The organism is Fibrobacter sp. UBA4297 (assembly GCF_002394865.1).
In the GTDB taxonomy this organism is placed as follows: Bacteria; Fibrobacterota; Fibrobacteria; order Fibrobacterales; family Fibrobacteraceae; genus Fibrobacter.
This window is the reverse complement of record NZ_DGUZ01000002.1, coordinates 127769-151529: the sequence shown is the minus strand read 5'-3', so window position 1 is coordinate 151529 and position 23761 is coordinate 127769. Positions and strand designations below refer to the sequence as shown.

Below are 23761 nucleotides of genomic sequence, written 5' to 3'. Positions count from 1 at the left end.
TGTAAATTGAAGAATAGTACTTTTCGTACATTAAGTCTACGTTGCAGATTTCGGGACGATGTTCGTATATGGAACAAAGATTGTCGTCTCTTAAGTGAATGCAAATGCCGTCACCCCTGTCAAAGTTCGCCAGGGCGGGAACCTTTTTCAGGGAACGGCAGCATAGACCGCAACAGTCACATTTGAAGTTCTTTGACGACATTAATCCATGTCGTCATCGTAATCGGTTTCGGCGATTATTTCAGACTTTGTTGTGAGTTTTCCGTCTTCGGTCAAAACAGGAGTGTCCAAAATACTCTTGATGGATTTTGCCAAGGCTCCTGCTGCAGCGAGCTTTTTCTTTTCGTCTGCGCTAAATGTGCGATAGTCGGCGGAGCCTGTTCCGTCGTCATGACGAACGATGAATCCTTCAATTGTATAAACTGCTGTAGCTAATCGGCTGTTTAATCTATTTAGGATTCCAGATATGGTATCGCATCTCATTTTGATGCACAGACATGTGGAACAGACTGTTTTGCACTGTTCTACGATTTTTTCTGCTTCAGCGCGATTTGCGCGAGCTTTTTCCAAATTTTCTTCAGCCTTGGAACTCATTACAAAACCCATGACTGCGAGGGCTGGCCCTGCGACCAATCCTCCAAGAACCGCCATGCCCCCTGCCATACCAAAGCCGCCTGCGGCGAGGGATCCACCTCCCAAGAATGCTAATGTTGCATTGGTTGCTGCTACGCCAGAAAGTGTTCCGATTGCTGTTCCTGTTCCTGCAACGACACCGAATGTGGTTGCGGCTCCATATGCTCCAATGGCGGCTAATGCACCTGCGGCGACGCCGCCTGCTGAGCCGTTGACCATACTTTCTGCTAAAGACCCCATTTTTTGCATATCGGCGAGTTCTTCTTTTGTCATATTAAATTTGGCGAGTTCATCAAGCCCCGCGCTATCGCGTAATTCAATATTTTTGATTTTACTAAAAGCTCTGACGAATGGCAAAATTCCTTGATTCAACACGTTGAGCTTGGCGGTGCCTAAACGTTCCAAAGATTTTTGACAATCGGAACGTTTTCTTTCTACGTCCCTTTTAGCTTCATTTATGTCGCTTTCTGCTCGGTTATTGATACTTTCAGCGCATTTATTCGTTTCGTGTGCGTCATATGCTTTTTTGACACCGAGAATTCCGGCTGCGGCTGCAAGGCCTCCGATGATTAATGGTATAGGCATAATTATTTCTCCTTGATTAGTTTGTTATTCTATAGTACAAAAGCTTCGTCTGATTCCATCAGACTGTCAAATTCTTTGCAGTTGTTGAATTGGGTGCTGCATCCCATGGCGTGTGTGATTTTGTTTGCTCCGCAGATGTAGGTATCAATATCGCCTAATTGCAGGGCGTTGTCCATTGTGTCTAATGCTGTTTTGAACGTTTCGGTGGTTTCCTTGATCCATGTATGCGTTCGTTGTTCGAATTCTTCTCGGAAAGCTCTCATTGCTTGGATTTGTTCACGACATTCGTTTTCAATTTGAATGCGGAGCTCTCTCGCAATTTTGGGGGCTTTTAGGGCGTCCCTTATGACAGATACACTAATAGATGCTAGTGTATAAGCTGTACGTGCGATAAATACTGCTTGACCAACTGGAGTTAGGTTTAAAAGAGCGAGTGATGCGCTAGAAGCGAGCTGCTTCATGCAGTCTACACCGGATATGCTTCCGTTGTAATAGTTGTAAAATGCTGAGGCGGCGTCTACGACGAATCCTGCAACTTCAGTGGGTGCTTTGGCATTTTTCAAAAGTTTTGGTAAGTCGCTTTTGTAATGCTGGAGACCGCCTTCGATAAGAGTTGCTCCGCTTGCTACAACGTAAGAACGAGCCGCTGATTTTGCAGATTTTGTCGCAACGTCCTTTATTGCATCGTCAATGGATTTCCCTTTGAGTATGGCATCTAGATTGCTGACGATTGCCATCCCGCCACCTATTAGGGCTCCTGATTTTGCTCCTTCCATACCGGCATCGTGTGCCGTTGAAAGCATTGATTGTGCTGTATATAGTTTTGGATTGGTGCGGGCAAAAAGTGCTTCTTTGCTTGTAGTTTCGCTACTGAAGGTATTCTTTCGAATAGTTTCGTATTTCTTAAGTTGGGCTTTTTTCGAAGCGATTAAGTCTGGATTTGCTTTTTGTGCATTTAGGGTTTTGATTTCTTGCTTTAATGCGTTTATTTGTGTGTCCACTTTTTTGACAAAATCGGGATAATAGTCCTTGGGAATCTTAACGGGAGTTCCGCTTGCGTAGTATTTTTCGTGCTTTGCACTGCAAAGCTTGTCAAACGTTTCACTTCCGTTTTTCCCGATGAATTTCATCTGGGCTCCTGTGCCAGCTACTTCTTTCCATGTGCCGTCAGACATTTGTACGGCATCGACTGTATCGACTAGCTGATCGTTGGTTTTGCCTAGATCGTCCATACGAAAATTGCGGACTTTTTCTCCATTGATAATCCGTTGCTTGTTGATTTTGGTTGTTTCTGTGACTTCAGCTGAAAATCCGGCTTGCTGTTGCAAATTACGACGAGCTTCGTCTGCTGTTTTTCCGAGTCTGCTTTCAGCTATGCTTTTTAAGCTTCTCTTGCTTTGGCCGTTAAGTCCTGACATTCCGTCATAAGCCGATAAATCGAGTGAAGCTGCTTCGCCATAACGGGATACTAGTTCGTGTAGAACCCTATTAGCGGCTGCATTGGTGAAAGCGTCGTTTGACATATTATGAAAATGCTCCTTACTTATAGGCTATAATTTAACTATTGTTTTGCAAAAAAATCTTTATAAAAGATGTTATTTTTGAAAATATCTTTAATTTTATTTTGCTAAATACGTTACAACGTCCTGAATTAAACTTCAGGTTTTCTCAAATTGATTGTGGAAGATTGCAATACGGAATTGTCTAATGACGTGCTGAATTAAAGCATCTGTCGAAAGTCTGCAAGCTTGATGATTCGTGTTTGCTTGTGCTGTTTTAAATCCAGGAGATCCTTATCTCCTGAGACTATATAGATTGCATCGATTGTTTCTGCTAGTGTTAGCAGGTAAAGGTCTTTGGGATCTCGTATTGGAGATTGTGTGTTTTCTCCAATAATTGCGAATTGGCAGTAGTCGTATATGATGTTAAGTAAATCGGCTACGTCTTCGGTTCGAATGTATTTTTTGATTTTTTCACGACTGCAAACATCTTGAATTTCTTCTAGTAGTCGTTCGCAGGCATATACTTGAAAACGTGCGTCATTTAGTAACTGACGCACGAAAGAAATCTGGTGACCAATAAGGAATGAAATCCAAATGTTGCAGTCTAAGATTATTTTCATTTGGCGTATCGAACTGCGTTTACTTCGGCCATTATGTCTTCTTCGCTAAGAAGAGGCTTTTTAGGACGTGTGGCAATAAAGCGTTCAAGGACTTGCTCTTTGGTTCTTGTGCGCCATCCGAATTTTCGGATAAGTTCATTGAACAGAGCCCAATCCTTTTCGGGAACGTCCAGATAAATTCCTTTTGTTACTTGCTCTGTTAGCATATTACACCTTTGTTGTTGAGTTCTATGGATAATATATAATTTCTAAGATGAAAATGCAAGCTTGTGGGATTCTGCTTCGGATTGCAAAAAAAAAGCCGCAGCGGAGTGCTGCGGCTTTTCTATAAAGGTCTTGATTAAGCCTGGTGGGCCTTATACCACTTGATCAGTCCGTTAGTGGAACTGTCGTGGTGGAGTTCGGCGTCGGCCTTTGCAAGTTCCGGGAGGATCTTCTTCGCGAGCTGCTTGCCGAGTTCAACACCCCACTGGTCGTAGCTGTTGATGTTCCAGATAACGCCCTGCGTGAAGATCTTGTGTTCGTACATGGCGATGAGAGCGCCAAGGCGTTCCGGGCTCACGTAGTCCATCATGATGGAGTTCGTCGGCTTGTTGCCTTCGAACACCTTGTGCGGGGCGAGGAATGCGATTTCTTCTTCGGACTTGCCGGCGGCGCGGAGTTCTTCCTGAGCCTGGGCGAGAGTCTTGCCGTTCATCAAAGCTTCCGGCTGAGCGAAGAAGTTGGAGAGCAGCTTCTGGTGGTGATCGCCAATCTTGTTGTGGCTGTTGGCCGGGGCGATGAAGTCGCACGGAATCATCTTGGTGCCCTGGTGGATGAGCTGGTAGAAGGCGTGCTGGCCGTTCGTACCCGGTTCGCCCCAGAGGATCGGACCCGTCTGGTAGTTCACGCGCTTGCTGTCACGGTCAACGGTCTTGCCGTTGGATTCCATGTCGGCCTGCTGGAAGTAGGCGGCGAGGCGGTGGAGGTACTGGTCGTACGGGAGCATGGCGTAGCTAGAAGCGCCAAAGAAGTTGTTGTACCAAACGCCGATGAGGGCGAGGATGACCGGGAGGTTCTTGTCGACCGGAGCGGTCTTGAAATGCTGATCCATTTCGTAGGCGCCCTGGTGGAGCTTCATGTAGTTTTCGAAGCCGATGCGGAGAGCGATGGAGAGACCGATTGCAGACCACAGAGAATAGCGGCCGCCAACCCAGTTCCAGAATTCGAACATGTTTGCCGGGTCGATACCGAATTCGGTAACGGCTTCGGTGTTGGTGGAGAGAGCGACGAAGTGCTTTGCGATAGCGGACTTGTCGCCGCCAAATGCCTTGAGGACGGCAGCCTTTGCGGTTTCGGCGTTCGTCATGGTTTCAAGAGTCGTGAACGTCTTGGAAGCAACGATGAAGAGCGTTTCTTCGATGTTCACCTTCTTGAGGGTTTCGGCCATGTGGGTGCCGTCGATGTTAGAAACGAAGTAGACTTCCGGAGAGTATTCGCCAGCAGCCGGCTTGTCGGCATACGGCTTCAAGGCTTCGGTCACCATCACCGGACCGAGGTCGGAACCGCCGATACCGATGTTCACCACGTACTTGATGGACTTGCCGGTGTGGCCCTTCCACTTGCCGGTACGCACGAGCTTGGTGAATTCTTCCATGTGCTTGAGTACGGCGCGGACTTCGGGCATGACATCCTTGCCATCGACGCAAATCGGATCGTTGCCCTTGTAGCGGAGTGCGGTGTGGAGCACGGCGCGCTTTTCGGTGGTGTTAATCTTTTCGCCAGCAAAGTACTTGGCGCGCATGTCTTCGAAATTAGCGGACTTCAGGAGGTCCTGGAGCTTTGCCATGGTTTCGTCGGTGATGATGTTCTTGGAGTAGTCGAGGAAGAGTCCGCAGGCTTCGGCGCTGAACTTGTCGGCGCGAGTCGGGTCCTTCGCGAAGAGTTCCTTCATCTGCCAAGTCTTGGCGACTTCGGCATGGGCCTCGAGGGCCTTCCATTCCTTAGAATCAGTCAGTTTAGACATAGATTATCCTTTCCGCACACGCGGGTTTTTGTTACGGGGGAAAATATAGAAATTAGAATGTGGTCTTTAGTCATTAGTTCTTGGTCATTAGATGTATAATCATGTTGTTGTCTTGGGTAAAAACCAACGACTAATGACCATTGACCAATAACTAGTAACTACTCAAGATTGTATATTAAACTTATAGCCGTGGGTATTTTACGGCAAAGGAGAAAAATATGTCTAGAGTAAAAGAAGCATTGTTGTTGGCGGTTGCCATTCTCGGCCTTGGTGCGTTTCTCTATTGTGCCATGATTCATACAAAGGATAGGGACCGCGTGGTATCGGTCCGTGGACTCTCTGAGCGTGAGGTTAAGGCGGATTTTGTGATTTGGCCTATTGTGTACAAAGAAGTCGGGAATGACCTTTCGTTGATTCACGATGCCGTGCAGGCGAAAAACGCAACGCTTGCGAAGTTCTTGCGCGACAATGGTGTGGATACTGCTGAAATTAGTTGGTCTGCTCCGGAAATTGAAGATGCCCAAGGCGAACGCTATGGCGATAACCGCCGCCCGTTCCGCTACATTGCAACAGTGGTGACGACGGTTGCATCGAAGAATGTAGACCGCGTCCGTGAAATTATGGGCAAGCAAGGCGACCTTTTAAAACAAGGTATTGCTTTTGCTGGCGATGATTACCGCTACCGCAAAATTTACAGCTTCAATGGCCTGAACGAAATCAAGCCCGCGATGATCGACGAAGCGAATAAAAATGCTCGTGCCGCTGCTGAAAAGTTTGCAACGGATTCCGAAAGCAAGCTCGGTAAAATCAAGACGGCTACGCAGGGCCAGTTCTCCATTAGCGACCGCGATGAGAATACGCCGTTTATCAAGAACGTGCGCGTAGTGACCAATGTCCAGTATTTCTTGGAGGACTAAAAGTGGATACTTCTGTTCTTGACAAGGCAATTGTTTTTGCGGTCAAGGCGCATGCCGGTACGGGTCGCCGTGGGAAAGGCTTCCCGTATATTGTCCACCCGATGGAGGCTGTGGAAATTGTAGCGACCATGACAGATGACCAGGAATTGATGGCGGCTGCGGCTTTGCACGATACCGTTGAAGATACGTCCGTTACGTTGGATGATATCAGCCGTGAGTTTGGGCCGCGCGTGGCGAAACTTGTGGAAGAAGAATCGGATGTGTTCATGGAAGGCGTGAGTGAATCGGATTCTTGGCATTCCCGCAAGCAGGCGGCGATTGACCGCTTGGCACGAGCCAGTCGCGATGCAAAGATTGTGGCGCTTGGCGATAAGCTCAGCAATGCAAGAATTATTTACCGTGATTTTGTCCAAAAAGGCGATGAACTCTGGAAAATTTTCCACGTGACCGATATAAAGGAACATGAATGGCATTATCGCGGATTGGCGGCGTCGTTGAAAGAACTTGAAGGAACTTTCGCGTATGCAGAATTTACGGATTTGATTGAAAAGATATTTGGCGGTAGAAAGTAATGAGCGAAGACTCTGTTGAAAAATATGGGTTGAATCCTGCTGAAACGATGATTCTTGAAAATTATCGCGATAAGCTCCCTGTTTTTGAAAAAATGAGGGATTTTGTCTGCGATTTGCTCAAGAAAAAAGTGGCAGAGAATAACATTTATGTGACTGCCGTTGAAGCGCGAATCAAGGCCGAAGCGAGCCTTGCCGAAAAGCTTGAACGTAAAAATGGCAAGTACAAATCTCTGACTGATTTGACGGACATTTTGGGCGCTCGCGTGATTGCGTTCTACAATGACGATGTGGATAAAATTGCTGCACTTGTTGAAAGCTTGTTCAAAATCGACTGGAAGAATAGCGTTGACAAGCGCAAAATGCACGAGCTCGATAGCTTTGGCTATAACTCGTTGCATTTTATATGTACCATTCCGAAAGCATTGTTCGAAGATCCGGAGTGCCCTGAACTTAATGAAATTCGTTTTGAAATCCAGATGCGTACGGCTTTGCAACATGTGTGGGCAACGCTGGACCACGATACGGGTTACAAGTCGGGCTTTGAAATTCCGCATGAATACTTGCGCAATTTGAATCGCCTTGCGGGCATGCTTGAACTTGTCGATGAACAGTTCTGCAAAATTCGAACGGAAATCAATAATTACAGATTTCATGTGCAGTCACTTGTACATTCAGGGCGCTTTGATGAGGTGGCGCTGAACGGCGACTCGTTTACGAATTACCTGAAATTGCGACCGTTTGATAAGTTGAACCAGCGCATTGCCGCAATCAACCAGGCGGAAATTCACGAGTCGTCGATGATGCCTTTTTTGAAGGCGCTGAAGTTCTTACGCTTTGAAACGCTTGCAGATGTAGATAAACTCATCAAGGAGGATTCCGATGATGCGTACCATTTGGCAGCGTTTCAGCTTGCAAATACGGACTTGGACATTATCAATTCGTCGCTGGGTGTGATTAGCCTGCTTGTGGTGTACATCTTGAAAAAAGGTGGCGGTGTGGCGGGAATCCGGACGGTTCTGGATGACCTTTATGGCGAATCTGCAAGCCACGAAGCTTGGGCAAATCGACTCTACAAGAATGCGCTGAAACTCTCGTTCATGAATCGGTAAAAATGTATCTTTGGGCTTATGAAACAGCCGATTCGAAATATTGCCATTTTGGCCCACGTTGATGCGGGCAAGACGACACTTTCTGAGAGAATCCTTTTCGCGGCGGGCGAGATTCACCGCCCGGGGCGCGTGGAAGATGGCTTAGCCACGATGGACTACATGCCCGAAGAAAAGGAACGCGGCATCACGATTGAAAGTGGCGTGGCGCATTTCGAATGGAAAAATACATGGTTCAATTTTATCGATACGCCGGGGCATGTCGACTTTGGTGCCGAAGTCGATATGGCACTTACGGCTGTGGAAGGCGCTGTGCTTGTGGTGAGTGCCGCAAGTGGCGTTGAGACGCAGACGCTTGCATCGTTTCGCAAGTTGCGCGAGTCCCGCGTGCGTACAATTTTATTTGTAAACAAGCTTGATAATCCCGATTATTCGCTTGATGAAACGCTCATCAACATTGAAGAAACGCTTGGCGTGCGCCCGGTGCTCATGTCTGTGCCACAGTTTAAAAATGGCAAGATGTGCGCGATGCTCGATGTGCTGAGCCAGAGCCGCTTGGTGCATTCGGAATCGGGTGCGGAAGTTCTCGATGACGGTTGGGAATCGGATGCGGGTGCGGCGGAAGAGCGTGCGCTTTTAAAAAAGTATTACGACGAGGCTGTGGAATTTGCAAGCAATTTTGACGATGAGATTTTGTCACTTGCGCTTGACAATAAACCGGTGCCGCCGAAGATGCTTTTGCGTGGGCTCAAAGCTCTTGCGGCTAGCGATGAGTACGTGATTTGCTATGCGGGTTCTGCACTGGAAGGCTTTGGCATTCGCAGCCTTGTGACGGCGCTTTCGTTCTTTTTGCCGGAAGTCCCGACGTTTGGAGAAAATGAGCTTGGGCAAGTTGTGCGCTTGAGACATTTCCGTGGCGTGGGCGAAATTTCGCTGTTCCGCAGTCATGTGGATTTGTTGCGTCGCGATTGGCCGGCGGGTTTTGAATTTTCACGGCTCAAAGCGAATATGCTTTTGCCGGTTGATGAAATCCGTTCGGGCGATATTTATGCGATGGTCTCGCCGTTTGAGACGGAACTTGGGCAGGTGATTTATTTAGACGGTTGTGGAATGTGCGGCGAGAGCGCGGGACGAGATGCGGCGGGAACGTCATTGCGAGCTGAAGGCAAAGCAATCTCTAACGCTGTTGGAAGTGCCGCGCCGAATGGGAATGCAGCGCCGTCGATCAGCGAAAATTATTTGCCGTTGTTGCAGACTCGTGTGGAGTGCGTACGTACGGATGATTATGCCCACGTGGAACGCTGCCTCTCGGTACTTGCACGAATGGATCCGAGTTTCCGCGTGCAAAAGGATGATGGTGGATTCTGGTATTTGCATACCGTGGGCGAAGTGCAGCTCGATGTTTTGCTTGCCCGCCTCAAGCGTGAATTTGGTTGCGAAGTGCGTGCCGGTAGCCCCGAAGTGCGTTGGCAAGAACGCTTGTGCCGTGCAGTCGGGCCTGCCGAAAACACATTCCAGATTGGTCCGCATAAAATGTCCATTAGTATTTCGGCATCTCCGCTAGAAGGTGATGCGCATGACATTCGCCTGTCTGCTGAATTTATGGAAAAGGCTCCGCTTGAAATTTTGGCAGGCGTGCGCTCGGCGCTTTTGGAATCGACTGAAGTCGGCGTGCTCGGCAAGGGCCCGCTTGTGGGCGTGCGTTTTGAAGTCCATCGCTTTGATTGGACGGAAGGGGCGCTCCCGCCGATGATCAAGAAGTGCTGTGCTGATGCGGTGGCAAAACTTGTGAAACCTGCGGATGTGCAGTTGTATGAACCTGTGATGGAACTTTCGCTTGAATGCCCGGTGAATTTTGCAGGGCTTGTGACGGGCGATATCCAGGCGCGTGAAGGCAAGGTGAAGGAAATCGAAGGCGATGGCAAAACGCACTTTTTAAAAGCTGACGTGCCGCTTCGAAAAATTTTCGGATATGCTACAGGCGTTCGCAGCATCAGCAAGGGCACTGCGCTTTACAGCATGAAATTGCTCGGGTATAGACCGGCGACGGTTTGATACGACAAAGGAAAAAATGTTGATTGAAAAAATGAGAGTGCTGGCGCTCGTCTTTATTCTAGTGTGCTCCATGGTGTTTGCAGGAAATTCCAAGAACGATCAAGATGTCAAGAATGATATCAAGAAGTTTTTTGGTGTGCGTGAATACGCCGAGTTGGTGGACGAAGAAAATGACGATGTGTATTTTCTTGGCGGAACCGATCTTTTTGTCTATCCCACATTAAGTTCCGGCCGGAGTTATGGGCATTACGTATTTGAAAAGGAGTATTCGTCGCTGGACGATATCCGCTTGGATGGCGAAATGGATTACCGTTCCTTTGTCGGTTCGCCGTACACGATTCTTAAAGCGGGAAAATCCTTGGTGCTGAGAAAAGCCGAAGGGAAGTATTTCTTGTACGGCTTCAAAGAGAACTTGTCTGCTAAATAATGTAAAAACGCCCTCGAATGGAGGGCGCTTTGCTTTAGAGTCGGGCGGCTTTCGCCCTACGCCTAAAGTGTTCGATGAGCGGGGCGACCGTTTCCTTGAAGTCATCGTGTGTCTCGATGCGGACAAAGTCAATCGACATGCGCTGGAAGAGTTCCTTGGTTGCTTTGCCTTGACGTTTGGCTTCGCGGGCGAATGCTTCGCGGAAGGCGGCATCGCCGGTATCGATCAAAAGCGTTTCGCCGGTTTCGGGGTCTTCGAGTTCTACGAGACCTGCGGGCGGAAGTTCCATTTCGCGCGGATCGACGACGGACACGGCGAGAACGTCGTGGCGCTTGCGGAGAATCTTGAATGCGTTTTCGAAACCTTCGTCCAGGAAGTCGCTCATTACGACGACCACGGCTTTGCGGTTCAGAATCTTGCCGGCGTATTCGAGGGCGACCTGCGTGTTGGTGCCGTGGTGCTGCGGTTTGAAGTAGAGAATTTCGCGGATGAGGCGAAGCACGTGCTTGCGGCCTTTCTCAGGCGGGATGAAAAGTTCGACTTGGTCAGTGTAAATGAGGAGACCGACTTTGTCGTTGTTCTTGATGGCGGCGAATGCGAGGAGAGCCGTGAGCGTTGCCATGACTTCGCCTTTCATTTGCTTGCCGGAACCGAATTCGGAGCTGCTGGAAGCGTCGACCATGAGGAGCATGGTCATTTCGCGTTCTTCGATGAATTTTTTGACGTAAGGCGTGCCGGTTCGTGCCGTCACGTTCCAGTCAATCGTACGCACGTCATCGCCGGGCATGTATTCGCGGACTTCGCTGAATTCCATGCCGTTCCCTTTGAAAGAGCTATGGTAGGCTCCGGTCATCACGGTGTCGAGCGTGCCGCGCACAGAAAGTTCAATGCGGCTTACGGTCTTTAAAACTTCTTTATCAAGCAATTCTTTATCGGCCATCGTAATTCTTCTTTTTTACGCTAAAGAATATACAAATATTGTGCAGAAGAGACCATGCAAAAGGTGCAATCTATATGCTCTTTTTGTTATGTGATATTAATATTGAAGAAAAATACTTTAAAAGATGAATGTTTTTAATTGTAATCAAAGCATATACTTTATCTATTGTAAAATAATAACTATATTACTGAATACAGAAAATAGGAATTTTGTATATGCTAAATGATACTGAAAATATAGAACAAATTAAAGATGCTGTAAGGAAATGCATTAAAAAAGGATATCAAGATGAAGATTCTCTTGAAAAAGTGTCTAATGCTGATTTCCAAAGTCAATACAATTATAGAATTCAGTTAAATGGTGAACTTACTGGATTTATTCCTCATATAATTAGTTTATCTGTTGCTTTGTATGTGTTTGCAATGAGAATTCCCCAAAAATTCATTTTAGATAATGATGTCTTTTTTTTGATTTTCGTTGCTCTTTTGGCTATTGCTGTAGCTTATTCCGTATATGTGCTGAGTTCAAGCCTTACTATGAATTATAGGTATAAGGATTCTCTAGGAAATCATCTTGAATACATAGAAAGTGAAGAAAAAAATAGTCCTAGTAAGACAAAGGATGAAATAAAAGATGGCCTTATTGTGGAAAAAATTGCTGCCAATATACGTTTTAGTAATATGTATTTAAAAAACAATAAAGAAAAACAAAAATCCGTATGTTGCTTAAAAAATGGTATATTTGCATCATCTGTAATTGCATTAATTTGCTTGTGTGATGTTGTTTATTTTGAATGCCACAATTTTTCCAATTTACAAAAAAAAGAAATAAATTGTGAAAATGAAAAAAAAATTTCTGCTCAACCGATTGTTTTAATAAATGAATGCAGAATGAACAGTGAAAATGCTTTAAACAAATGGGAGCCTGATTTTATTTATGATGACAAAAAAAATAACGCGAAAGCAGTTAAAAGAAAAAATACAAAAAAAGAACCATCAAAAAAATAACATATCATCATCACTAACGTTTTCAAATGCTACGATATGTTTTGGTAAAGAAGGATTTAGCCGAAAGCGTATCTATTTCAAAATAAAAGGAATAGAATATGAAGCACGATCTGAGTGTGATATTCAAATAAAAAGAAGTGCTATAAAAAGAAATATTACCCTAAAATCATCAGCACATATTTATTATGGCCCTATAGGGGATAATGGTGATTATGATGGATAGTAATATTCAGAAAAAATTTATATGATAAAAAATGGGGCGGAGACCCTTTTTTAGAACTCCGCTTTGGCGAGGAAACTTATGTTTCTGCCTTTATCGGGCATGACGGATTTGAGGCGCGAAAGATGGTTGCGAACATCGGCATTGAACAAGTTATCGCCACGGAGGATGATGCTGTAATTAGCGAGCGTAAGCGCCCAATGGAATTCTAGAAGGGCACTGAACGTGATGTAGCCGGGGGTGCGTTGTTCGTAGCGGTCTAGGCGGTTTTGCGCGAGCGCAAATTCTGTGCTGATTCCTGTGCGAACGTGAGTCCAGAGATAGGCTATTTCGCCGTGCATTTTGAATGGTGGAATTTGCGGCATGTCGCTCCAGTTTTCGTTTTGATAGAATCCGCAGACGTGACTTACTCCCGCTTGGGCGTAAAATCCCAAATCTGTGATGGTTTCTACGGAAGCGCTTGCTCCCATGAGGAGTGCGTTGTCACCGCTGACTTGGTAGATTGGCAAAAGTTGGGACCAGTTGGTGTCGCCAGTAGCGCGTGGAGCGAGGTAATTCAAGAACCATGTGCTGTGAACGGACGCACGCCAATTGAATATTTCCCCGTAATCACGGAATTCAAGCTCGGCACCGTAACCGCTTTCGGCATTGAGTTTGTGGTTCCCGTGTTCGTAGGTGTGTGCGGCAAGATGCGGACCTTGGTTGTAGAGTTCTTCGATGGTCGGGGCGCGCGTGGCGCGGACAAGGTAATTTCCAAACCATCCCATCCGCTTAAACTAGCGATAGAAAATAGCGATGCCGCGTATGAATTTGTTGGAGGTGTAAAAACATAACCGCCCATTTCAATGGAGCGTGTAGATGCCCTGTAAAGTCAGGTCGCGCTTGAATAGCTCGATATCAACGCCGTTGGGGTGGCCTCCGATGAACCCGACGGCAAAGCCTTTGTTGTCAATTTCGGTATTTTTAAGTGTGCCCTTGGCGGTTTCCATGTCGCCCATGTTGCGGGCTGAAACTTCTCCTTTGATCGAAAGGCCGTTAATGTTTGCGTTTGCGGGCGGCGGGGCCCATGGAGCGTATGGCGATGTCGGGCTCGTTTTTAATTGTCTCTGCAATGGTTGTTGAAATTTTGCGGTCGAGCTTTTCGTCTTTTAAAACTTCGTCTTTGCGGAGCCCATCTAAAATTATTTCACTAGATTGTTCGTCTACAATGGTCGAATTGCCTAAATCCTGAATAAATTCCTGGGCAAACGAAAAATGAAGGAAGCCTCCTAAAAGGAGGCCCCCATGGCAGCCCTAAAAAGGGTGTTATTCATGATCATGCTCGTGTTCATGTTCGTAATCGTGTTCTTTGCCTTCTTCTTCATCTTCTTGGAATGGGCACTTGTCTGCATCTAAAGCTTTTTCGATGGTGACCTTGATTTCGGGCGTCTTTGCATCGGCATGGTCGTGATGCTTGACCTTAAGGATTAATGTCGTTTCACCTTCCTTAAGACCCTTGAGGTGGAATCCCCATCCGCCTTCCCATTCGATGTCGAGAATCTTGTCATCACCGACTTCCCAGCCGAGGGTGTGCTCGTCATCCTTCGGACCTGCGATTTCCTTGTTGTCATCGTCGATGAATTTGATGTGAATGTGGGCGCTCATACAGTTGGCGTTGACTTTAAGTCCCGGAAGCTTAGAATCTTCCTTGCCACGGTAAACGCTGTAGAGCGGTTCCCATTCTGCGGAATTGAGTTTCCAGCCTTCGACATCGAAGTGCTCGTGCTGTTCGGTGGAGGTGGAATTGCTGTCGCCACAAGCGGCGAAGAGGAATGCGAAAATGGCAAGAGCCAAAAATTGAAATTTCTTCATTTGTAATGACCTTTTTAAATGGGTATATCACTTCTAGACGTCTAGCGAGGTGTAAATCTAGACGCCTAGAAGATTGTTGCTGTTAGGGTATTTGTGTTGTGATGTTGTCGTAATCGAAACCATCGTGAATCAGTGCGCAAATGGGACAGTCTTCGTGCTCCTCAAAATCATCGTGGTGATGCTCGGCAATGTCCAAAAGGCATGCTGCTAAAAGCACGATGATGAACTTGCGCATGAGAGAAAAGTGATTCATTAGCTAAAAAAGGAGAGCGTTTTGTATAATGGGGAATCCGATGCCGTCTTCGTCTTTTTCGAATTCAAAAGTTCCGATGATTGTGATTTCAGACCCTTCTTTGGGATATTCGCTAGGAAATTTCCGGGGTAAAGCGCTTTCAAAGGCGAGTCCTTGTGAACAACAGGCGAGAGCGTCCTTGATGATGCATCCGAAAAAGCGACGATCTACCGTTTCATCGTAATAGCTTGAAAAAATTCCTTTCATCTTGATTTTCTTGCCGACAAATTTATGCGGTTCGGAAACCATTTTGTAGACCATCGTGAAAACCATGGTACTGCTCATCTTTGTGAGGTCTATGTCGACATGGTTTGCTGGGGCGTTGCCCTTGGCAAATGAAGATGCTGTAGCAATAAATATGCAAAGAAATATTGCAATGAATAGTCTGAACAAATTATATTCTTCTATTACAGATGGCGTTTATCGTATAGCAAACAATGAACGCGCTAATATCCATCGCGACGATGGTGGAGCCAGCAGGGGTGCCTGCTAAAATAGCTGTGAGTATCCCGATAAGTGAACAGATGACCGAAATGCTCGCCGCTGCGATTGTGACGGAAAAGAAACTCTTGAAAACCCGCATGGCAGAAAGCGCCGGGAATACAACAAGTGCTGAAACGAGGAGTGCTCCGACAAGGTTCATGGCAAGCACGATAATGACGGCGATGATTATTGCTATGAGCAGGTTGAAAAAGTTAACGTTTACGCCTGTTGCCCGCGCAAAATTCTCGTCAAATGTGATTGCGAAAATCTTGTGGTAGAATAAAATAAAGGTAATGAGAACAGTTGTGGAAAGTATTATGCATAGATAAACATCCGTGGCAGTTAGCGTTAAAATTGACATAGAGCCGAAAAGCGTTGTGCAGACATCTCCTGCGACATTTCCAGATGTTGAAAAAATGTTCATCAGCAAATAACCGATAGCGAGTGCCCCTGCAGAAACCATTGCGATAGCGGCATCGCCCTTGACGCGGGTATCCTTGCTCCTACAGAGGAGCAAAATGGCAACCACGATGGTGACGGGCAAAATGATGAACATGTTGTTTGAGACTTTTAGAACAGATGCGATAGCGAGTGCGCCGAAAGCAACATGAGAAAGTCCGTCGCCAATGTAGGAATATCGTTTAAGTACAAGTGTGACTCCCAGCAGAGATGAACAAAGCGAAATGAGCGTCCCTACGATGATGGCGTAACGAACAAAAGGGAAATCTAGATAGAAGAATAGTTTATCGAACATTGCTAAGTGTTTAGTGATTAGTGGTTAGTAAACAGGTTGCTATAGTCGTGTCATGCCCGCCACTGGGCGTGCATCTCCGTTATTGTGCTATTTCGTTGAAATTCAATATTCGGGTGGAGTTGTTGCGGGCGGCTTCGACATCGTGCGTAACCATCACGATGGTCATTCTCTTTTGTTCATGGAGTTCGCGGATGATGTCGTACATGTTCTTTGTTGAATCTGGATCAAGACCTGTGACGGGCTCGTCTAAAAGTAAAAGGCGTTCGGCGGCGCAAAGCGCCCGTGCTAAAAGTACGCGCTGCTTTTGACCGCCAGAAAGCTCACGGAAACTTGCTTTTCGCAGATTTTCTGTATGTGTTAGCGCCAAATACTCGCTAGCTCGTTCTCGTAGAGCCTTCTCGTAAAATGGCAATAGCAAGCTTTTGCCTTGGAACGCCGACAATACGATTTCCTCGACGGAGGCGGGAAAGTCTTTTTGTGCAATTGTTATTTGAGGCAGGTAGCCGATTTCTTTACGCTTTAAATTGTCACAAAGTTCGATTTTTCCAGATTTGGGGCGTAAAATGCCTGCAAGCCCGCGCAAAAGTGTCGTCTTTCCGCAGCCATTTCTACCGACAATGCAAAGATAGTCTCCAGAGTTGATTTCGTAGTTAAAACTGTTGAGAATATTTTTGCTTCCGTAACCGAGCGTTAAATTGTGACAATTGAGCAAAATCATAATTTGTTAAAAATTTTAGTTGAGAGCTTTTTTCAAAACGTCCAGGTTGGAACGCATTATCGTTAAGTAGTCGATACCTTCTGCAATTTGCTGTTCTGTCACAGATTGCATCGAATTCAACGTAAGAATAGCGGCGTTTTTGGAGCTTTTGCTTGTTGTAAGTACGGCGCTTGCTATTTTTTTGTTTCCTTTTTCGATGGTGAAAATTGCAGGGAGCGAATCGGAGTCCATTTTTCCTGCGAGAAAAGCGATAGTCTCGAAACTTGCCTCGCTTTCGGCGGAACAGCCAACAAACGCGGCATAATACTTAATACCATAATCGTCCACCAGATAGCGAAAAGGAAATCGATCGCCGAAAAGAACGGTCTTGCGTGCGGCTTTTTCGATTGCAGTGCTGTATTCACTGTCGAGTTCCTTGATTTTTGCGACGTAGGCGGTTGCGTTTTGTTCATAACTAGAGGCGTGTACGGAATCTATTTTTGCGAGTCCTTCGGCGATTTTCTTCACGAGGATTTCTGCATTCTTTAGCGAGAGCCAAACGTGCTCATCGTTTTCAACTTCTCCATCGTGATGGTGGTGGTCGTGATCTTCGGCATGCTCGTCTGATTCATGCGTTTCTGCATGTTCGTGGTCCTCTTTTGCGTCTTCTCTCGTCTCTCGTCTTTCGTCTTTCGTCTCTCCTTGCATGCCTTCAACAATTTCTTCAGGCTTGACGCGGCTACCGAGGACTTTCATTAGGCTTATTTCGGTGCGGCCTTTTTTGGGAGTTGCCTTGAGAGCGTCTTCAATCCATTCGTCGGATTCTCCGCCCACGTAAACAACCATGTCGGCACTAGCAATCTTTGCGATATCCTGTGCCGATGGCTTGTAGCTGTGCAAATCTACGCCGTTCTTGATGAGGAGTGAGAGGTTGTTGGAATCGGCAAGATTCCCAAGAATTTCTTTTGTCCAGGCGAATTCTGGATAAATTGTTGTTACGATGGAAAGCTTGTTCGCCTTTGGCGTCTTGCTTTCTGCGGAAGGGTTGCATGCTGTGAATGCAGAGAATATTGCTGCTAATGTTACCGTGGCGAAAAATGTGCATGCCAAAGAACGAAATGAAAGCTTTTTCATTTTTACCTTGTTTGAAAAATTTAAAATTTTTTGAATGGTTTAAAACGCCTCAAATGAGGCTTTGAAAAATGTTTAGACGAACGGTCTAATGTTAATAAACTTGCTAATTTAGCAGTAAAATTTTTTGAGAAACAAGTGTAATTGGACGCAGTGTAATGACTGCGAATTTCACTAACTTGAAGAGAAAACAGCGACAGATGAATTGAATCGGGGCCGCTATGAGTTCAAAGCAGAAATTTGAAATTAAATCAAGGCAATGGTGGAGATGGTGGCATGTGTGACAATGCTCGCCGTGGCAGTGATGGTCAATGTGGCGCTCCGTATAAAAGAGCGCTATTGCGACAATCAGTCTGTCCAGAGAATGAATCACTATCTAGCTTGCCTGCTGCATGCCGCGCAATGACCGAGCAAAACCGATTGCTGCTGGTCAAGAATGAAACCGTTTAAACGTGAAATGGAATGCTTGAGAAGTCGAAGCGCGGGGCCTTCTAAATGGAAAAATTTGCCGCAATCTTTGCAGACGAGATGCATCTTTGATTCACAGCGACCGGGTCCTGTATAGCGATATTGGAGCTCGTTGTTCACCTCTGCGCCCACAATTTGCACTATGTTCGATTTTTCGAGACGAGAAAGATTGCGGTAGATGGTGCTTGGCGAAATGTTTGGCAAGGCGCGCGCAATCTCGGAAGCCCTGAAAATCCTATCGGGATTCTTGGCGATAAGATCCATGATCATTTGTCGCGTTTGCGTCTTGTATTCCACTTTAGCCTCGTTTGCTGTTACGCAAATTGCATGTAAAGTCAATTTGCAAATCATTTGCAAATTTAAATATAGTACAAAAATCTTTTTTTGGCAATAAAAAATTCCCAGCATCTCTGCCGGGAATTTCTTTGTTCTAAGGAGGAGTTGTATGAAAAATTGCTTGCTTAATGTGCTTTTCAGCACGAGGCGCTAGCCCGATTGCCGTTAGGCAATGGTAATTTTGCGGGCTGCAGCCTGAGCTTTCTTGGTAAGGTCGAATTTCAGGATACCGTTTTCCAAGGAGACTTTAATGTTTTCGGTATCGATATCGTCTGCCAAGCGGAAGCTACGTTCGTAAGTGAACTTTTCGTCCTTGCGTGCGCGGGTCGCCTTGACGGTCAAGATATTCTTTTCGACCTGGATGTCCATGTCTTCTTTCTTGACGCCCGGAAGTTCGACTTCAAGAGCAAAGCCGCCTTCGGTTTCGTAGTAGTCGGCCTTTGGCGTGTAGGTGCCTTCGCACTTTGCGTTTGCGGCGTTCAAGCTGTCAATGAAATTCTGGATACCATAGAAAGCGTTCGGAAGAATCTGTGTGTTCATCATAATTTTAACCTCTTTTTTGTTGCGGGCTCGGCGTTTACCGTTGGCCCTTTTGTTTTACACCCTACTTTAAGCTAAAGCCGTGCCAACTTTTTTTTAAAAGCGCGCTTCGCGCAGAAATTTCTTTGAAAATTTGTGATTGCGGCTCGAAAAATGCCGAAATTCGCTCAAAAACAACAATTTGGGGTGGGCTTAAATGCGAAAAATCTCGGGCAAAGGCTGTTTTTTGCGATTTGCTCAGCGCAGTATTTCATCGCGAAACGCCCTGTGTTTCGTGCGTGAAACGTCCGGTGGATCAAATTGAAATGGGGTGGGGCTTATTCTTTTTTCACTTTTTTCTGGATGAGCCGTTTTGTTGAGTGTACTTCTTATGGACAATTTTGCCTTGGTGGCTGTAAAGATCGGCTTTGATGCCGTTCATTAAAGCGGCTCGGCTCATTCCCTGTTCTATAGTCTTTTCAATGTAAAATAAAGCTTCTTTTGCAGACTTGCATTTGGTGATAATTGCAACGTGGTGTCCCCAAGGAATTCCGGCAAAAATCGTGGGCATGCCTCTGTTAGATTGATTAAAATTAACTTTGTCTAATTCTGCAACAACCATGGACAGTGCGTTCAAACGCCGTTTCGATTGGACTTATGTGCCTATAAGTTTCGATGGTAAGGATGCTGCCAATTTCCAAATCGACATCGATGGTTCTCTGTATTCCTGGCAAACGTTCGTCGAGACGGTCAACGGGAAAATTCTCGCTCTCACTGAATCTGAAGACAAACAGCTTGGTGAATTCTTCATCAAGCCCGATAACGGCAATGTAATTTCGAAAGATCGTTTCTTGGGTAAGGTGATGTTCTACCTTTGGAATGAAGTCTGCAAGGACGATCACAAGAACGGTTCGTTCTTTCGTGAATCAGAGAATGGAAATTTTTTTACCTTCCAAGACCTCTATAAGAAAGATTCTGAAATGCGCAAATATGCAGAAATCCTTAAAAATTTCATGGAGTTAAACTTGAAATTGACTAAAACAAAAATTGGTAAAACGCTTTAATTTTTTTTTTTTTATTTTTCTTTTATGCACTACTACTTCTATAGCGATAAAAAGGAACCTTTGGTAAAACACATAAAACTCGAAAACTTTATGGGTTTTCAGTATTGGGAGCATGATTTTTATCCCTTAACTGTCCTTGCAGGAGATAATACCAGTGGCAAGACTACGGTCTTAAATGGTATTCAAGTTGCTTTAGGTGCCATTTTACAATGTATTGATGAATTACCTGCAAATAAACATTTTAGAAGGCAAATACAAGAAGATGAACGCTATAGTCCTTTTGACTCCTTTGCAAAGGGATATAAACCGAGTCAAGGAGTGACTCGAGTTTCTGTTGATTCTTCCTTTGATGATGGTCATTTGTCTTGGTATCGTGAACTAGTTGGATCAACTACTTCCAATAGTAGAGCGAGTGTGGGACGATTGCAGGAATTGGTTCATACAGTAATGCAGCAACGTAAATTGGAAGAAAATTTCAAAACGAATTATACAAAAGAATCAATATTACCGTTGGTATTATCTTTTGGAACAAATAGACTTGCTTCTCAAGTTCGCACGACAAGGGCAACAAAAGAAAGAATGACCCGACTTGAACGCGCGTATAAAGCTGCTTTAATGGATAGAGTTGATTTTGTTGGTGCGTATAATTGGTTTGTCGAAGCTGGAAAGAACATTTTAGAAGAAAAAGAATTTAAAGGAACGCGAGAGGCTTTCGTTAATGCCCTGGTAACTGCGATACCTTCCATTTATGACGTTGATATAAATTGGGCTTATGGTGAAATTGAAGCTTTTATTGAAACTGATAATCGATATATAGAACGCCATCGTTTTTCTCAAATGAGTGATGGTTTTAAAGCGATGATGAATGTCGTGTCGGAAATTGCACATAGATGTATTGAGTTGAATGGTTTTCTTGGTGAAAACGCAATATTGGAAACTCCAGGAATTGTATTGATAGATGAAATTGATATTTATTTGCATCCTAAATGGCAACGACATGTATTGGCCGATTTACGAAAAGCGTTTCCAAATATTCAATTTATTGTGACAACGCACTCTCCATTTATAATTCAAAGTGTATCTCAGCAAGAATTGATCTCTTTGGATGAATATGCCAATGTTGATGGAAGTCCACAAAAAGAAAGTCTTGAAGAAATTGCAATACGCCGTATGGGAATGGATAAGGAAACAATAAGAAGTGCGAAGTTTAATGAAATGATAGAAAAGGCTGAAAATTTTTATCAGCTCATAAAAAATGGAAAAGATGTTGAAAAGGATGAAGAACTGAAAAAACTTGAAGAAGAATTTTCAGATGATCCTGCATATATAGCATTGCTAAAAGCAGAAAGGAAATCTACGTGAGGCCTGTAGAAAAATTAAATCCTGGGAATCAAGTTGTTGTAAATGGTCAACAAGAGACTATACAAACTGATTATACTCCATATGGCGAAGCGAAAGGACACCTTGTTGCAAATTTAAATGAGTTCTGCTCCTACTGTGAGTTACATTTACAAGAACCTGCAGCGGAACATGTAGAACATGTTTATCCCAAAGGTAATCCTCAATATGCCCATTTAGAAACTAAATGGAGTAATTTTTTACTGTCTTGTGCCGCTTGTAATGGAGCTGCAAATAAAGGTGAGAAAGTTCCTCCAATGGGTTGCCATTTCCCACACAAAAATAATACTTTCAAAAGTTTTTTATATAAGAAGGGGGGTGTCGTCGTTGTAAATCCTGCGTTGAACGGAATTGCATATGCTAATGCAACAAGTTTGTTAAATCTGGTTTGTTTAGATAAAGGTCCAGCAACATCAACTCCTGCAGACAAAAGATGGCAGAACCGATCAAAATCATGGGATTTAGCAGAGAAATACCTTACGAAATATAATGCAGGGAAGGTTGATGTTGATACAATTGTTGATCTTGTGCGAGGATATGGTCATTGGTCTATTTGGTTTACCGTGTTTCGCGGGTATGATGCTGTTCGGAAAAAATTAATAGATTCATTTGCGGGCACTGCAGCGAATTGTTTTGATGCCGCTAATGGTTATGAGCCTTTAGACAGAAATCCAGGACAAGCAGATCCTACTTGAAACACTGGAAATGTAGCCTATATTGATTTTCCTCTTTGAACAGTTTTCTTACTCCTTGGATTACCTTAAGAAGGTGCTCCCGACCGATAGTGTGGGGCGTTTCAAGGGGTTGCCCAATGGTTTTGTGGGGCGTGACTGCAAATTGGATGGCGTAGGGTACTTTTACAACAAGTCGCCTAAAAAACTGTTGATAATGCGTCGGATAACATTGTATTTGTGTTGCCCAAGGTCTTCATGGATGAGGCTAAAACCGCATTTGGCAATGAGCTCAAAACAAACGAAGATTTTGCTTTAGACGATGCTCCCAAGGATTTCTTGGCGAATCTTTCGATGTGGGTATGCTCTTCAATCGCCCAATACCGGAAAGCACACCCAAGCGGCAAAAATATTGAAGCCCCGGATGCTCGTAAATTTGGCAGCGACAAGCAGGCTTCTACGCTCATCGATGTAATGAATGCGATGAAGCTGTTTTATGCTAAAAATCGTAATTTGTTCGTGTTTACCGCCAAGAACAAGCACAGCGGCAATAATCGCATAGATTGGCGCCGTACGGTTGCGCATACGCAGCCGTTCGCAGGGCGATACGCCGATTTACATGGAACTCGAAAACAAGAAAAAAGTTTTCGATTTGGATGACCGCCTTTTGGTGCTATTCTTTTCGGCGATGAACTACATCGAGGAGACCTTCGGTTTCAAGATGCCAAAATCGGAATTCTACGCACCGATTCGTGTGAACGGATTTCGTCGCTTATTGGGGCATCGTGGACTTGTGGAACTGCGCCGCATAAAGCACAAGTACTTTGCTGACAGGTTTCTGAAATTGTACAATATTGTGAAGGCATTTTTTAAGTGGGGTGCCAATTTCAGTGCAAATGATTTCGAAAGCGAATACCTGCTTACGAGTAAGTACAACATTGTTTTCAAGGCGATGATTGACAAACTTGTAGGCGATGAATTGCCCGAGCAGATGGAATACCTTAAATCGCAGAAAGATGGTAAGGAAGTTGATCATCTTTACAAGGATCGCCAGCTCATTTTTGCCGATGAAAATCAGAAGATTTGGTTTATTGGCGACAGCAAGTATTACAAGGACGGAAGCGATATTATTGGATCTTCGCTCCATAAACAGTTTACTTATGCCCGGAACATCATTCAGTACAACGTTAATGACTTGCTGGCGAAAGGTTCTGATAAAAGCCTGATGCGTTACCGCGATGAATTGACTGAAGGTTATAGTGTCACGCCGAACTTCTTTATTCGCGGCGAGATTCCCGGTTATAAAGAGGAAACGCAGTTCAAGGAACCGTATTTCAGGCAAAGTCCTGACCCAGAAAATAAGGATTTAATACAGAAAGATGATGTGGATTTGTGGGATGAACGTAACCGTCATTTTGCGAACCGTCTTTTTGACCGCGATACGCTTCTGCTGTAAGTCTATAACGTGAACTTCTTGTATGCACTCAAAGCTTACACTTCAAAGCGCT

General features: G+C 44.9%; 28 protein-coding genes. 12 read left to right on the top strand and 16 right to left on the bottom strand.

The annotated features are described in order from the left end of the window. Nucleotides 1-201 precede the first annotated feature (201 nt). From B3A20_RS01595 to pgi, 4 genes are all read right to left on the bottom strand, one after another. Nucleotides 202-1218 carry a hypothetical protein gene (locus B3A20_RS01595; protein ID WP_290761126.1) on the bottom strand — a complete coding sequence of 339 codons (1017 nt, stop codon included), beginning with the start codon at nucleotides 1216-1218 and terminating at the stop codon, nucleotides 202-204. Between the two features lie 29 nt (nucleotides 1219-1247). Continuing rightward, nucleotides 1248-2741, bottom strand: coding sequence for a hypothetical protein (locus tag B3A20_RS01590; RefSeq protein ID WP_290761124.1), 1494 nt, complete (start codon nucleotides 2739-2741; stop codon nucleotides 1248-1250). A 197-nt stretch (nucleotides 2742-2938) separates the two neighbouring features. After that, nucleotides 2939-3340, bottom strand: a complete 402-nt coding sequence (locus B3A20_RS01585) for a putative toxin-antitoxin system toxin component, PIN family (RefSeq protein ID WP_290761122.1) — start codon at nucleotides 3338-3340, stop codon at nucleotides 2939-2941. A gap of 340 nt (nucleotides 3341-3680) precedes the next feature. Then, nucleotides 3681-5345, bottom strand: coding sequence for a glucose-6-phosphate isomerase (gene pgi, locus B3A20_RS01580; RefSeq protein WP_290761120.1), 1665 nt, complete (start codon nucleotides 5343-5345; stop codon nucleotides 3681-3683). Nucleotides 5346-5563: 218 nt separating this feature from the next. On the opposite strand from pgi, the gene B3A20_RS01575 reads away from it, so the two are divergent. From B3A20_RS01575 to B3A20_RS01555, 5 genes are read left to right on the top strand one after another with little or no spacing between them, the layout of a single operon-like run. After that, nucleotides 5564-6262 (top strand): SIMPL domain-containing protein, encoded by a 699-nt coding sequence (locus B3A20_RS01575; RefSeq protein WP_290761118.1) that lies wholly within the window; start codon nucleotides 5564-5566, stop codon nucleotides 6260-6262. Nucleotides 6263-6264: 2 nt separating this feature from the next. Beyond that, a complete protein-coding gene (locus tag B3A20_RS01570; RefSeq protein WP_073424775.1) occupies nucleotides 6265-6834 on the top strand; it encodes an HD domain-containing protein in 570 nt (189 codons plus the stop codon). Continuing rightward, on the top strand, nucleotides 6834-7943 hold the full coding sequence (locus B3A20_RS01565) for a GTP pyrophosphokinase (protein WP_290761115.1): 1110 nt from the start codon (nucleotides 6834-6836) through the stop codon (nucleotides 7941-7943). The genes B3A20_RS01570 and B3A20_RS01565 overlap by 1 nt, the downstream gene beginning before the upstream one ends. A gap of 18 nt (nucleotides 7944-7961) precedes the next feature. Next, nucleotides 7962-9995 (top strand): GTP-binding protein, encoded by a 2034-nt coding sequence (locus B3A20_RS01560; protein WP_290761112.1) that lies wholly within the window; start codon nucleotides 7962-7964, stop codon nucleotides 9993-9995. A 16-nt stretch (nucleotides 9996-10011) separates the two neighbouring features. Next, nucleotides 10012-10422, top strand: a complete 411-nt coding sequence (locus B3A20_RS01555; protein ID WP_290761110.1) for a hypothetical protein — start codon at nucleotides 10012-10014, stop codon at nucleotides 10420-10422. Between the two features lie 34 nt (nucleotides 10423-10456). On the opposite strand, the gene B3A20_RS01550 is transcribed toward B3A20_RS01555, so the two are convergent. After that, nucleotides 10457-11362 (bottom strand): DUF58 domain-containing protein, encoded by a 906-nt coding sequence (locus tag B3A20_RS01550; RefSeq protein WP_088641010.1) that lies wholly within the window; start codon nucleotides 11360-11362, stop codon nucleotides 10457-10459. A gap of 215 nt (nucleotides 11363-11577) precedes the next feature. Here B3A20_RS01550 and B3A20_RS01545 point away from each other — a divergent pair, with 215 nt between their 5' ends. Together B3A20_RS01545 and B3A20_RS01540 are read left to right on the top strand one after the other, a co-directional pair. Then, entirely contained in the window at nucleotides 11578-12369 is a 792-nt protein-coding gene (locus B3A20_RS01545; RefSeq protein ID WP_290761106.1) for a hypothetical protein, read from the top strand. Continuing rightward, on the top strand, nucleotides 12299-12592 hold the full coding sequence (locus B3A20_RS01540; RefSeq protein ID WP_290761104.1) for a hypothetical protein: 294 nt from the start codon (nucleotides 12299-12301) through the stop codon (nucleotides 12590-12592). The genes B3A20_RS01545 and B3A20_RS01540 overlap by 71 nt, the downstream gene beginning before the upstream one ends. A gap of 50 nt (nucleotides 12593-12642) precedes the next feature. On the opposite strand, the gene B3A20_RS01535 is transcribed toward B3A20_RS01540, so the two are convergent. From B3A20_RS01535 to B3A20_RS01485, 11 genes are all read right to left on the bottom strand, one after another. Further along, nucleotides 12643-13356 carry a TonB-dependent receptor domain-containing protein gene (locus tag B3A20_RS01535; RefSeq protein WP_290761102.1) on the bottom strand — a complete coding sequence of 238 codons (714 nt, stop codon included), beginning with the start codon at nucleotides 13354-13356 and terminating at the stop codon, nucleotides 12643-12645. Between the two features lie 75 nt (nucleotides 13357-13431). Next, nucleotides 13432-13701: a hypothetical protein gene (locus B3A20_RS01530; RefSeq protein WP_290761100.1), complete on the bottom strand. Its 270-nt coding sequence runs from the start codon at nucleotides 13699-13701 to the stop codon at nucleotides 13432-13434. A gap of 193 nt (nucleotides 13702-13894) precedes the next feature. Next, on the bottom strand, nucleotides 13895-14440 hold the full coding sequence (locus tag B3A20_RS01525; RefSeq protein WP_290761098.1) for a hypothetical protein: 546 nt from the start codon (nucleotides 14438-14440) through the stop codon (nucleotides 13895-13897). A gap of 82 nt (nucleotides 14441-14522) precedes the next feature. Continuing rightward, nucleotides 14523-14693 (bottom strand): hypothetical protein, encoded by a 171-nt coding sequence (locus B3A20_RS01520; protein ID WP_290761095.1) that lies wholly within the window; start codon nucleotides 14691-14693, stop codon nucleotides 14523-14525. A 3-nt stretch (nucleotides 14694-14696) separates the two neighbouring features. Beyond that, entirely contained in the window at nucleotides 14697-15125 is a 429-nt protein-coding gene (locus B3A20_RS01515) for a hypothetical protein (protein WP_290761093.1), read from the bottom strand. A 1-nt stretch (nucleotide 15126) separates the two neighbouring features. Then, a complete protein-coding gene (locus B3A20_RS01510; protein WP_290761091.1) occupies nucleotides 15127-15969 on the bottom strand; it encodes a metal ABC transporter permease in 843 nt (280 codons plus the stop codon). A gap of 79 nt (nucleotides 15970-16048) precedes the next feature. Next, nucleotides 16049-16687: a metal ABC transporter ATP-binding protein gene (locus tag B3A20_RS01505; protein ID WP_290761089.1), complete on the bottom strand. Its 639-nt coding sequence runs from the start codon at nucleotides 16685-16687 to the stop codon at nucleotides 16049-16051. A 15-nt stretch (nucleotides 16688-16702) separates the two neighbouring features. Beyond that, on the bottom strand, nucleotides 16703-17800 hold the full coding sequence (locus B3A20_RS01500; RefSeq protein WP_290761086.1) for a metal ABC transporter substrate-binding protein: 1098 nt from the start codon (nucleotides 17798-17800) through the stop codon (nucleotides 16703-16705). Between the two features lie 369 nt (nucleotides 17801-18169). Next, entirely contained in the window at nucleotides 18170-18562 is a 393-nt protein-coding gene (locus B3A20_RS01495; RefSeq protein WP_290761084.1) for a Fur family transcriptional regulator, read from the bottom strand. Nucleotides 18563-18766: 204 nt separating this feature from the next. Next, entirely contained in the window at nucleotides 18767-19144 is a 378-nt protein-coding gene (locus B3A20_RS01490; protein ID WP_088660125.1) for an Hsp20/alpha crystallin family protein, read from the bottom strand. A 325-nt stretch (nucleotides 19145-19469) separates the two neighbouring features. Beyond that, entirely contained in the window at nucleotides 19470-19742 is a 273-nt protein-coding gene (locus B3A20_RS01485; RefSeq protein WP_290761080.1) for a DUF1016 N-terminal domain-containing protein, read from the bottom strand. On the opposite strand from B3A20_RS01485, the gene B3A20_RS01480 reads away from it, so the two are divergent. The 5 genes from B3A20_RS01480 (at nucleotide 19741) to B3A20_RS01460 (ending at nucleotide 23709) form a co-directional block, all read left to right on the top strand. Next, nucleotides 19741-20184 (top strand): hypothetical protein, encoded by a 444-nt coding sequence (locus B3A20_RS01480; protein WP_290761078.1) that lies wholly within the window; start codon nucleotides 19741-19743, stop codon nucleotides 20182-20184. The genes B3A20_RS01485 and B3A20_RS01480 overlap by 2 nt on opposite strands. A gap of 24 nt (nucleotides 20185-20208) precedes the next feature. Then, nucleotides 20209-21546 carry an AAA family ATPase gene (locus B3A20_RS01475; protein ID WP_290761076.1) on the top strand — a complete coding sequence of 446 codons (1338 nt, stop codon included), beginning with the start codon at nucleotides 20209-20211 and terminating at the stop codon, nucleotides 21544-21546. Then, nucleotides 21543-22277, top strand: coding sequence for a hypothetical protein (locus tag B3A20_RS01470; protein WP_290761074.1), 735 nt, complete (start codon nucleotides 21543-21545; stop codon nucleotides 22275-22277). The genes B3A20_RS01475 and B3A20_RS01470 overlap by 4 nt, the downstream gene beginning before the upstream one ends. Nucleotides 22278-22511: 234 nt before the next feature. Then, a complete protein-coding gene (locus tag B3A20_RS01465) occupies nucleotides 22512-22913 on the top strand; it encodes a hypothetical protein (protein ID WP_290761072.1) in 402 nt (133 codons plus the stop codon). Next, nucleotides 22831-23709, top strand: a complete 879-nt coding sequence (locus B3A20_RS01460) for a hypothetical protein (RefSeq protein WP_290761070.1) — start codon at nucleotides 22831-22833, stop codon at nucleotides 23707-23709. Before B3A20_RS01465 ends, B3A20_RS01460 begins: the two co-directional genes overlap by 83 nt. Nucleotides 23710-23761 lie beyond the last annotated feature (52 nt).